Source organism: Rhodococcus sp. NPDC127593 (assembly GCF_042671975.1).
Classification (GTDB): domain Bacteria; phylum Actinomycetota; class Actinomycetes; order Mycobacteriales; family Mycobacteriaceae; genus Rhodococcus_F.
The window spans coordinates 69,689-79,362 of sequence record NZ_JBHXWI010000049.1 but is presented as its reverse complement, the minus strand read 5'-3'; the positions used below and the strand labels follow the sequence as shown (position 1 = coordinate 79,362).

Here is a 9,674-nt window from a genome sequence, read left to right as displayed (position 1 = left end):
TAGAGGGAAGCGAGCCCCAGTGAAACAGGAACCCACCCAAGCGGCGCGCAGCGCCGCAGAGGAATCCCGGTCGTTCACGGCCGGGAGGACGTCAAATACACGATCCGCCCGGACACGAATTCGGACACGAACACCAACGCCGGAGTGTGTTCGAGGACCGCGAGCAACATCCCCGAATCCGGCAGCGACTCCATGGATACTCCCTCCCCTGCGAATTTTCCGTCCCACACCCGCCTGTGACCTCCTCCACGATAAGCGGCGTCGGGAACGCCGCGGCGGTGCGGGCGTGGCACGTTGATTCTGCCTCGATGTAGGTGCACGATCGTGGGCATGCGCAGAGCGCGTTGGCCGGCATTCGCGCCGCCGGCAGCCAGTGGGACCGCAGTGCACGGTCCTACCATCCTCGCGTCCAAAACTCACATCACCCTCGACTTGCTCGGAATCGTCGCCTTCTCGTCCGGAATCCATGTCCGGCTCGCGCTGACTGCGACCGGGCGCGCCGCCGAACGTGCACATCACGAGACACGGTCGCTGTCCGATCCAACCGATCCCGATACCCAGTGGTCGTATCTGTCGGTGCTGCTGCAGCTGGGTTCCGTGGCGGGTGAAGCCGACCCTTACCTGCCGCGATCCGGTTCGCCGCTGAAATGGGGTGGGGTACCCGGGTACCGCACGGAGCCGAACTATTGGCTCGGAACGTGTACGCGCCCGCACGACATCATGATCTCGGCGGGGTGGCCGGAGATCGGTCTCGGCCCGACCTGTGTCACTGCCCTCCTCGAACCGAGCCCGTCCGCTGTCACATCCGACTGATCCGAAAGGTTCACTCCTCTCCCGTTCCGAAGTGGTTGCGGCTAGCGTCGGAACGACATGCCCCGAGATGGAGGTTCACGATGCGTTTGTCCACCCGGAACCAGCTCGCCGGAACGATCACCGAGGTCACCCTCGGCAGTGTGATGGCCACGGTGAAAGTGAAACTCGACGGTGGCGAGCAGATCGTCACCGCATCCATCACGAAGGAGGCAGTCGAGGAACTCGGCCTGAAGGCGGGTGTGGCTGCGACGGTGCTCGTGAAATCCACCGAGGTGATGCTCGGCGTCGAGTAGCCCGAACCTCGACAGTTCAGCGACCCGCGCGCTGCTAGTGCGCCGAGGTCGTGAGGGAATCGGGTGCTGTCACGATCTCGAACGGCATTTCGATGTGCGCAACAGTCCCGGAATTAGGTCCGGGGTGGACAGAGAAGCTGCCTCCGGCCGCGACGACACGGAGTTCGTGTGATGTCAGTCCGATGTGGCCTCTGCTGAGACTTCGGTCGATCGCCTCACGGGAGATTCCGCACCCGTCGTCGGTGACATCGAGGACCGCATGCTCACCCCACCGCGCCAGCTCGACCCGGACGGTACGGGCTTGCGCGTGTTTGACCACGTTGCTGAGCAATTCGCGTGCCGCGCTGAACAGCACGTCATCAGCCGATGTGCGCAAGTCGTCGACCCATTCCGAGGTCAGGAGCGCCACGTCGAAACCGCCACGCGCCTGGGCAGAGCGGGTGAGATCGCCGAGGGCGCGAGCGAGACCGACACGATCGAGCACAGTGGGATGCAGCTCCGAGACGGTCGCCCTGAGCAGGGTCGCGGATTCGGTGAGTGCGTGGGTGATGCGATCGACCGCCTCCGGGTCGGCAATGCCGGTGAGGTCGTCGAGGTCCATCTTCGCGGCCAAGACGAATTGAAGCGCCCCGTCGTGGAGCTGCTCGGACAACGCACGTCGTTCGCGTTGTTCGAGACCCATCAATTCCGCGAGTAGAGCGGTGCGGTCGCGGACCAGGTGACCGATGGTCAGCACCCTGGACCGTTGAATTCGGCTGAGCATGACGGCGCCCGCACCGAGGACGGCGAGGGCCATCGTGCTGAGCAGGATGGAGGTCCAGGGTTCTTCGTTCGAAGCCATCGTGGCCCAGCTGGCGGCCAGGAACACCAAGACCGTAGGCACGACCACGGACGCACAGACACCCGGGCGCAGCTGTGTGGAGGCCAGTAGCGGGATCACGAACAGACCGTTGCTCAGAATGTCTGCGGTCCAACTCTGTTGGGCCGCAATACCGGTCAACAGGGTGAGGCAACCGAGGACCGCGAGGTCGACGAACAGGGCAAGCCACATCGCGTTCACCGGCCCCGGACCGCCTCGCCGGGTCCACAGCGCGAGCCCGCCGGACCAGAGTGCGTAGCAGATCAGGACCGCGACGCACACGCCCGCATCGTTCATGGGCGGGACGAAGGCCAGCGTCAACGCGATGAAGAGCACCAGAACACCACGAAGTGCGAGCTGGAGATACGCGCCGCGATAGGCGTGCTCGAGGATGATGCGTTCGAGATCTGGGCTGCCGCCGAGATCCGCGGGTAGTACCGATGACTCAGCCATGGGACGGCCTCCTCGGCCGGGCGACTCCGACAGGAAGATGCGAGGACATCAACTGCTGGACCTGCGACAATGCCCAAGATTCTAGCACCGGCGAGTGGGCGACCCCTGGAACTCGGCGGTCTGCTCGCGGGCCCTGCGGACCTCCGCGAACTGCGCCTCGAGTTCGCCGTGCAGTCGCTGATTGTCCAGCGCCAGGGTGGTCGCGGCCCGCACGGCCGCCAGAAGCCTCGGCTGGTCGGCGACCGCCCGGTCGTACACCAAGGCCCCCACCAGGACGCCGTCGCGGATGAGGGCCGTGGCCTCGCGGGGATCGTTCCTGGGTGGCAGAACCTGGGGACGTCCCTGAGCGTCTACATACCCGTCGCGGGCGCGGGAGAACGACCACAATGTCAAGTCCGGGTCGCGCATTGCCGCCCGCAGCGCATCGATGAAGCCGTCACCGAGCGGGGCGGTGCCGATCTCGATCATCAGGTTGCGCACCGCGGCTCGGGCGACGCGGTAGCGCCACATCCCGACCAGCACCGCAAGCGGGATGAGCGCAGTCGACGGATATCGCAGAAGCAGAGTCCACGCGTGCTGCGGGCTGTGCACCCACACGGAGACCAGCGGCGTCCAGGCGGTAGCGGCGGTCCCGAGCAGAGCGGCGATCCACACTGGCGCCACGGCGGCCCGGTAGGCCGGTGAGCCCGACCTCCACCGGGCGACCACCACGCCGATCAGGACCGCACCGAGGGCGATCCCGACTGCACCGAACATCACTTGCAGCGCCGCGAAGACCCTCGGGTCGTCACGCACCAGGAGCAGGTTCAGCGACGGCGGATGGGCCGGGCTGATGCGGTGGGTGTCGAGGAACGCAAGCTCGGACACGACGGCGACCGCGTAGTACGCGTAACTTCCGCCGACGAACCATCGCTCCCACCGGTGGCGCAACCGCCCCCAGGGAAAACTGAACACGAGTTGGATCAGCACCGGAATGTACATGTTGGTCAACGCCGCGCCGGCCGTGAACAGCGCCGGAACTGTCGACAGCCGAAAACCCTTCACCAGCCACAGCAGCCCGGCGGCAACCAGCAGCCACCCCAGGTTGTCCTGCGGCCGGTGGCACTTGGCGACCAGGCCCGCCGCCACGAACACCGCGCCGACCATCACGAACAACGCCAGTTCCGTCGGACTGAAATCGCCCCGGCACAACTGCCAGTCGACGGACGCCGTCACCGCGACCGCCAGTACGGCGGTCACCAGGGCGGTCGCACTGTGCGCGCGAAGGCTCACCGGGTACCGCCCGCGAGTCCGGGCAGTTCGAGGAACACGAGATCGATCCTCGCGGGAATGCGGATTCGACACCATCACCACAAGGTGGAGTAACGCGACACCTGGGTGGACTTTCTCGACACCTCCGGTCACCTGTCGCCGGCAGTGTTCGGCGCGGATCGATCGATGCCACGCGGCACACCGGTATTCGTGGGAACATCTCATCCGATCGGTCCAGCAGACTGGAGAGAAGGGGGTGTGGTGCATGACCGGGATTCGACTTCGGTCCGCGGTGGCACTGGCATCGATCGCCGGTGTGTCGTCCCTGTTTCTTGCGGCCTGCAACCAGGACGCATCGTCGAGCGGTGACAGCGAATCGCCTGCACCGAGCGCCTCCAGCGCGGCACCGGCCGCGGAGGCACCGGTCAACGGTGTCGATGCGAAGCAGTACGCCGCCAGCGACCCGGAAACCGATGCCTACGGCTTCGTCACACCGTCAGGGAAATGGCTGTGCGCGATCGTTCCCGCGAAGAACCTGGCCGGATGCGCCTCTCATCCCACAGCGGGGCCGTTGGGAGTTCCGGGGACTCCACAGATCGCCTCGTCGGACGGCGGCCCGACGGCGGAGGCGAACCTCATCGCGATCGAGGCGGGGAAGGAGCCGAGCTTCCAGAACTGGAACCAGGCTGTCTTTCCCGGTGACGCCAACGTCCTCCTCTACGACACCACGCTGGCGATCGACGGATTCAGTTGCAATGTGCAGTTCTCCGGAGTCTCGTGCAGGGACGATGCAACGGACAAGGGGTTCACCATCTCCACCAGCGGCTACAAGTTCGAGTTCACCCCGGTACCCGTGAGCCTCCCCAGCGCGAGCCCACCGCCGATCGCGCCCACCGCTGCCCCGCTCCCTCAGCAGGCGCGCGGATCGAATCAGTGTGGCCCCGTTGTCTATCCGGAGACGGGTAAGCCTGCGACCGTGGTCATCGTGAAGGGGACACTCCGCTGCGACGAGGCGCACGCGATGCTCACGAAGTATTTCGCCGCACCTGACAAGAGTGAACCGGTGTACAGCTTCGACGGGTGGGAATGCCGCCTCGCGGGAGACCCGGAATCCGCGGAGATCGGCTACACGATCAACTGCTCCGACGACAACGGGAACACCGTGGTCGCGCAGCCGTAGACCGATTGCCCGCGATTTCGGTCAGTCCCCGCGAGACTCGACGCTCGATGTCTACGCTGGCGCTATGCAACCACCGAATGACCAGGCCGGTACCTGGGAGGGTTCGTGGCTCGCGGCGATGACGGTGATCAAGAGTGCTCAGCGGGTTTTCACGCCCGAGAACCGCCCTCCCTCCGAGCTCATTCCTCTCGTCGAACCTCTGAGCCGGTTGGGTGATGCGCTCCGGGCAACACCACCCGACCCCGACGAGTCCCGTCGTCGCGCAGCCGACCTGGTGGCCGATCGAGATCTGATCGAATGGGCATGTCAGCCGGACCAGCCCAGCGAGATCCGGGAGTTCGGGGCGACCTTGGCCTTCTTGTCCATGAAACTCACCACCTGAGTCCCGGGCTGTCTACGCCGCACGAGGGGACCGCTCAGAGGTCATAGTCCACGACGACCGGAGCGTGATCGCTCATCCGACGGTCTGCCGCCGGATCCCGATCGGTGCCGGCCGCGACTGCCGCCCGCGCCAGTTGCGGCGTCGCGAGGTGGTAGTCGATGCGCCAGCCGATGTCGTTCACGAACGACTGCCCCAGCCACGACCACCACGAGTACGGACCGTCGACGCCCGGATGATGTCGCCGGACGACGTCGACGAGCGTGCGCGGCGACAGGATCGAGTCGAACCACTCGCGCTCCTCCGGCAGAAATCCCTCGGCCTGATTGCTACGCCGCCAGTTCCTCACGTCGGAACGGGTGTGCGCAATATTGAGGTCACCCATCAGCAGAAGTTCCCTGCCCCGTGCGCGTGCCGTACGTCGCGAGCGGGTCAGCTGTCGCGCGAACGCGGAGAGGAAGCGCATCTTGCGGTCGTACCGGGCACCGCCGTCGGGCGCCTCCCGCATCCGCCCGGGCTTCTGGAGGTGGGCCGGTAGACCACCCTTCGGCAGGTACATCGACGCCACCGTAATCGGCGCCTCGGCGAGGTCGACCTCGACGTACCGACCCTGGTTCGCGAACTCTCCCAGACCCCGAGCCAACGGCTCCGGATCCAGTTCGACGTTCTCGGTGTGCATTTCACCCGGTGCACGCACCAGCGCCGCACCACTCCACGTCCGAACTGCGACGGGTGCGCGCCGGGTCAGGACCGCGACACCGTTGCGGCCCGCGACGTCACCCTCGTCGTACGTGAGGTGGTAGTCGCCGAACACCCCGTGCGGGATGGCCTCGGCACGAGCCCGCACCTCTTGAAGCGCGACCACATCGGGGCCGCGGTCGCCCAGCCAGTCCTCGAATCCGCGCCGCTGCGCCGCGCGGATCCCGTTGACGTTGAAGGTCGCGATTCGCACGAGTGACAGTGTAGGGATCCGTCCGACGCGTCGTGTCTCGCCATACCTCCCACGCTCGTTTGCCAGTTCTGCGGAGTTACCCGATTTGTGTGTGAACTCGAGTACGCGTTGCTAGCCTTCCGGTGATTGAGGCCACACTGCCGGGGGGAGATCTCGATGCGGATCGCGCGGACGCGGCCAGGAAATGCCCGGCGAGGTGTGGCTACCGCGGCACTGGCGGTATCGGTCGTCCTCGGGGTCGCGACCAGCCCCGCGCCTGCCATCGCGTCAGCCGAGACGTTCTTCTTCGACGACGTCGGTTCGACGGCCGTTCCGCGGGCGAACTGCGGTCCCGGTTCGCTGCCGGAAACGGGCATGCAGGGCGACGTTCCAGCCGAGGACCGAAACAACGGCCGAAGCACCCAGGGCTATCGATGCAACATGTCGCTGGTCGGCGGCTTGCAGGATCGCGGTGGTGGCCTGCTGTCGGTGACCTACGACCACTGCTCCTACACCAGCACGTTCTTCCCCGGGAACCTGCTCAACCCCACAACACCGGGCGTACAGGTGCTCGACGTGTCGAACCCCGCGCAGCCGGTGTTGTCCACGACCCTGAACGAACCGGCGATGCTGGGCGGAACCTGGGAAAGTCTGAAGGTCAACAAGGCACGCAAGTTGCTCGCGGCCACGGCGGTGCCGATCGCTGCCGGCACCGGCTACTTCTCCGTCTACGACATTTCCGATTGCGCCCACCCCCGGTTGCTCAACCGTGGTGCCGGCACCGACGTCACGATGCCGCTGCCGTTCATCTCCCATGAGGGCGGCTTCTCCCCGGACGGCAACACCTACTGGGTGTCCGGCCCCGCACCGGGATTCCTCACCGCCATCGAAATCAGGAACCCTGCCGAGCCGCGGATCATCTGGCAGGGATTACACGGACTCGGCGGGCACGGGTTCGGCATCACCCCGGACGGAAACCGGATGTACCTGTCGAATCTCGGTGGGATCACCGTCCTCGACATCAGCTCGGTGCAACGAGGCGACCCGTATCCCACCGTGCCGCAGATCGCCACCTACCTGTGGACCGACGGCTTCTTCAATCAGCACAGCATCCCGGTCACGTATGGGGACAAGCCCTACATCTTCACCGTCGACGAAACCGGCGGCGGTGGAATCAAGGTCTTCGATGTCGCCGACCCGGCGCACGCCGAGATCGTGCAGAAGATCAAGCTCGAGATCCAGCTTCCGGCCAATACCGCCGCGAACCTTCGGTCGTCGCAAGGCGGCTCCGTGTTCTCCTACGATCCGCACTATTGCGTGGTCGACCGTCCAGCCGACCCGACCGCGCTCGCGTGCTCCTGGGAATCATCCGGGATCCGCGTGTTCGATATCCGCGATCTGAGTCGCATCGGTGAGATCGCCTACTACAACCCGCCGGCACAGACCGGCAAGAACGTTCAGCTCACCAACTCACCACACGCACTGTCCTCGCTGATCGGTGTGTCACTCTTCGATTTCGTTCCGCTCGCCCGCGCCGTCTTCGAGGGCAAGACGGATCCGCGGGTCGCATTCGGCCCGCGCGCCGGAATGGTGGCGTTCGGCGACCTGTCCGCAGACTGGTGCTTCTCGCCACCGGAGTTCCACGAGAACCAGATCTGGACCTCGTGCAGCGACAACGGCTTCGTGGCCTTGCAGCTGGACGACACCGTCTATCAACCACCGGCGAATCAGGCTTCTACCTATGGGCAGTGACACCACGCCTTCGCAGTTCCGCCGTCCCCTCGTCCTACTGCTGTGCACAGTCTTGCTCGGTGTCGCCGGGGTCGCCGCCGGAATGTGGTTGCAATCGGAGCGCGACACGAACCCCGGCGGGGTGCAATTATCATCAGCGGACATCGGTTTCGCACAGGACATGTCGGTGCACCACGAGCAGGCCGTGCTGATCGCCCAGACGCTGCCGCGGGACGTCGATCCGCAGATCCGGGTCATCGCCGACCAGATCGTTGTCACACAGACTTCCGAGATCGCGACGATGCGCGGCTGGCTCAACCTCTTCGACGAACCGTTCACCACGCCCCATCCGATGCAGTGGATGCACGGATCGGATCACGCCATGAGTGACGAGGGCGGCGCGCCCATGCCGGGTGCAGCGAGTACCAGCGAGATCACCCGGCTCGCCAGCCTGCGCGGAGCAGATTCCGAGACACTGTTTCTGCAGCTCATGATTCGGCACCACCAAGGAGGCGTCGACATGGCCGAGGCAGCCACCCACGCTGTTGCATCCGAACCGATCCGCCGCATCGCACGCGGGATGATCCGTGACCAGAGCAATGAAATCTCTGTAATGACTGCCATACTCGACACCCGAAACGCGAGACCGCTTCCCCACCCTTGAGGCGACCCGCGACTTGGCGACAGCCTGCCTGACGAAGTCGTCCGCGAGAGCAGCGCTTGTTGACTGCGACAAGCGCAGGTGCCCGCACTGATCCGGTGCTGCGTCCACCCTTGCCCGGCCGCAACGACTGTAGAAGCATTTCCGTAGGCGGACGCCGACCGGCGACTGCATGTCGCGCCGGTGCCGGGACTGAAACGGTGCAACCCGCGACGGCGTCCTCCGGGGTCGCGATTTGTCCTGCCGACGGCTGCGGCAGGTCCGAGGAGGACAGTGTGAGAGCTCTGCTCGCAGGCATCCCGCCAATCGGCAGCCGACGCTACCGATCGGAGAAATTATGACCAGCGAAACCACCCCAGTCTCCATCCAGCGCGAACCGGAACTGGCCGGGCAAACCGTCGTCGTGATCGGCGGCAGCGCAGGCATCGGGTTGGAAACAGCTCGCCGAGCCCGGGCCGAGGGCGCCGATGTCGTCCTCACCGGCCGCAACCCGGACCGGCTCGAGCAAGCAGCGGCAGAAGTCGGCACACAACACACCGCGGCCTTCGACGCCAACGACACGGCCTCCTTGGCGAGGTTCTTCCAGGAGCTGCCGACCCCGATCGACCATGTGTTGGTCACGGCCGGGGGCCCGCGCTACGCGCCCCTGCTCGACATGGACTCCGACGAGGTGCGCGAACAGCTCAGCGGTCACGTGGTGCTGGGGCTCGAGGTCGCGCGCAACGCGGCGAGCAAGATGAGGCCCGGGGGCACGCTGCTGCTCATGGGCGGAACCGGCGGCCGGCGCATCGGTCACGGACTGGGGATCGCCTCCGCCGCCACCGCCGCACTGCCCCCGTTCACGGCGGCCCTCGCGCTCGAGCTCGCGCCGGTTCGCGTCAACCTCATCGCCGCCGGCTTCGTCGACACCCCGCTGTCGGCGTCGCTGCTCGGCGATCGACTGGAAGAGCGCCGGAACGAGTTGAGAACAACGCTTCCGATCGGCCGGGTCGTCGGCCCCGCCGACGTCGCCGCACTAGCCGTCCACATCATGAGCAACACCGCGCTCACTGGCGCAACATACGACATCGACGGTGGCCAGCAGTTCGTCTCCTGATGACCACACGGCGAAACGTGGGTGGCT

10 protein-coding genes are annotated in these 9,674 nt (G+C 65.9%); 7 read left to right on the top strand and 3 right to left on the bottom strand.

The features are described 5' to 3' along the window. Window positions 1-330: 330 nt before the first annotated feature. Together ACFVJ3_RS35840 and ACFVJ3_RS35835 are read left to right on the top strand one after the other, a co-directional pair. Window positions 331-813: a hypothetical protein gene (locus tag ACFVJ3_RS35840; protein WP_378456578.1), complete on the top strand. Its 483-nt coding sequence runs from the start codon at window positions 331-333 to the stop codon at window positions 811-813. An 80-nt stretch (window positions 814-893) separates the two neighbouring features. Continuing rightward, on the top strand, window positions 894-1,106 hold the full coding sequence (locus tag ACFVJ3_RS35835) for a molybdopterin-binding protein (RefSeq protein ID WP_005246663.1): 213 nt from the start codon (window positions 894-896) through the stop codon (window positions 1,104-1,106). 34 nt (window positions 1,107-1,140) lie between these two features. Here the strand turns inward: ACFVJ3_RS35835 and ACFVJ3_RS35830 are convergent, their stop codons facing one another. Both ACFVJ3_RS35830 and ACFVJ3_RS35825 read right to left on the bottom strand, forming a co-directional pair. Next, entirely contained in the window at window positions 1,141-2,418 is a 1,278-nt protein-coding gene (locus tag ACFVJ3_RS35830) for a sensor histidine kinase (protein ID WP_378456577.1), read from the bottom strand. Between the two features lie 81 nt (window positions 2,419-2,499). Then, entirely contained in the window at window positions 2,500-3,690 is a 1,191-nt protein-coding gene (locus ACFVJ3_RS35825) for a hypothetical protein (protein WP_378456576.1), read from the bottom strand. Window positions 3,691-3,934: 244 nt separating this feature from the next. Between ACFVJ3_RS35825 and ACFVJ3_RS35820 the strand changes: the two genes are divergently transcribed. Both ACFVJ3_RS35820 and ACFVJ3_RS35815 read left to right on the top strand, forming a co-directional pair. Further along, window positions 3,935-4,849, top strand: a complete 915-nt coding sequence (locus ACFVJ3_RS35820; protein ID WP_378456575.1) for a hypothetical protein — start codon at window positions 3,935-3,937, stop codon at window positions 4,847-4,849. A 64-nt stretch (window positions 4,850-4,913) separates the two neighbouring features. Then, complete coding sequence (locus ACFVJ3_RS35815) at window positions 4,914-5,231, top strand: hypothetical protein (protein ID WP_378456574.1); 318 nt, start codon at window positions 4,914-4,916, stop codon at window positions 5,229-5,231. 34 nt (window positions 5,232-5,265) lie between these two features. Here ACFVJ3_RS35815 and ACFVJ3_RS35810 read toward each other — a convergent pair whose 3' ends face one another. Then, complete coding sequence (locus ACFVJ3_RS35810; protein ID WP_378456573.1) at window positions 5,266-6,180, bottom strand: exodeoxyribonuclease III; 915 nt, start codon at window positions 6,178-6,180, stop codon at window positions 5,266-5,268. A gap of 156 nt (window positions 6,181-6,336) precedes the next feature. On the opposite strand from ACFVJ3_RS35810, the gene ACFVJ3_RS35805 reads away from it, so the two are divergent. The 3 genes from ACFVJ3_RS35805 to ACFVJ3_RS35795 all read left to right on the top strand — a co-directional run bounded on the left by ACFVJ3_RS35805 (window position 6,337) and on the right by ACFVJ3_RS35795 (window position 9,647). Then, window positions 6,337-7,911 (top strand): LVIVD repeat-containing protein, encoded by a 1,575-nt coding sequence (locus ACFVJ3_RS35805; protein WP_378456572.1) that lies wholly within the window; start codon window positions 6,337-6,339, stop codon window positions 7,909-7,911. Continuing rightward, the gene (locus ACFVJ3_RS35800; RefSeq protein WP_378456571.1) at window positions 7,901-8,554 is read left to right on the top strand and encodes a DUF305 domain-containing protein; all 654 of its coding nucleotides are present in this window, start codon (window positions 7,901-7,903) and stop codon (window positions 8,552-8,554) included. Before ACFVJ3_RS35805 ends, ACFVJ3_RS35800 begins: the two co-directional genes overlap by 11 nt. 334 nt (window positions 8,555-8,888) lie before the next feature. Further along, the gene (locus tag ACFVJ3_RS35795) at window positions 8,889-9,647 is read left to right on the top strand and encodes an SDR family NAD(P)-dependent oxidoreductase (RefSeq protein ID WP_378456570.1); all 759 of its coding nucleotides are present in this window, start codon (window positions 8,889-8,891) and stop codon (window positions 9,645-9,647) included. The last annotated feature ends 27 nt before the right edge of the window (window positions 9,648-9,674 follow it).

Bases quoted from the DNA above. Each gene is read 5' to 3' on its own strand.
- ACFVJ3_RS35840 (WP_378456578.1), top strand. From the start codon at position 331: ATGCGCAGAGCGCGTTGGCCGGCATTCGCGCCGCCGGCAGCCAGTGGG.
- ACFVJ3_RS35835 (WP_005246663.1), top strand. From the start codon at position 894: ATGCGTTTGTCCACCCGGAACCAGCTCGCCGGAACGATCACCGAGGTC.
- ACFVJ3_RS35830 (WP_378456577.1), bottom strand. From the start codon at position 2,418: ATGGCTGAGTCATCGGTACTACCCGCGGATCTCGGCGGCAGCCCAGAT.
- ACFVJ3_RS35820 (WP_378456575.1), top strand. From the start codon at position 3,935: ATGACCGGGATTCGACTTCGGTCCGCGGTGGCACTGGCATCGATCGCC.
- ACFVJ3_RS35815 (WP_378456574.1), top strand. From the start codon at position 4,914: ATGCAACCACCGAATGACCAGGCCGGTACCTGGGAGGGTTCGTGGCTC.
- ACFVJ3_RS35805 (WP_378456572.1), top strand. From the start codon at position 6,337: ATGCGGATCGCGCGGACGCGGCCAGGAAATGCCCGGCGAGGTGTGGCT.
- ACFVJ3_RS35800 (WP_378456571.1), top strand. From the start codon at position 7,901: ATGGGCAGTGACACCACGCCTTCGCAGTTCCGCCGTCCCCTCGTCCTA.
- ACFVJ3_RS35795 (WP_378456570.1), top strand. From the start codon at position 8,889: ATGACCAGCGAAACCACCCCAGTCTCCATCCAGCGCGAACCGGAACTG.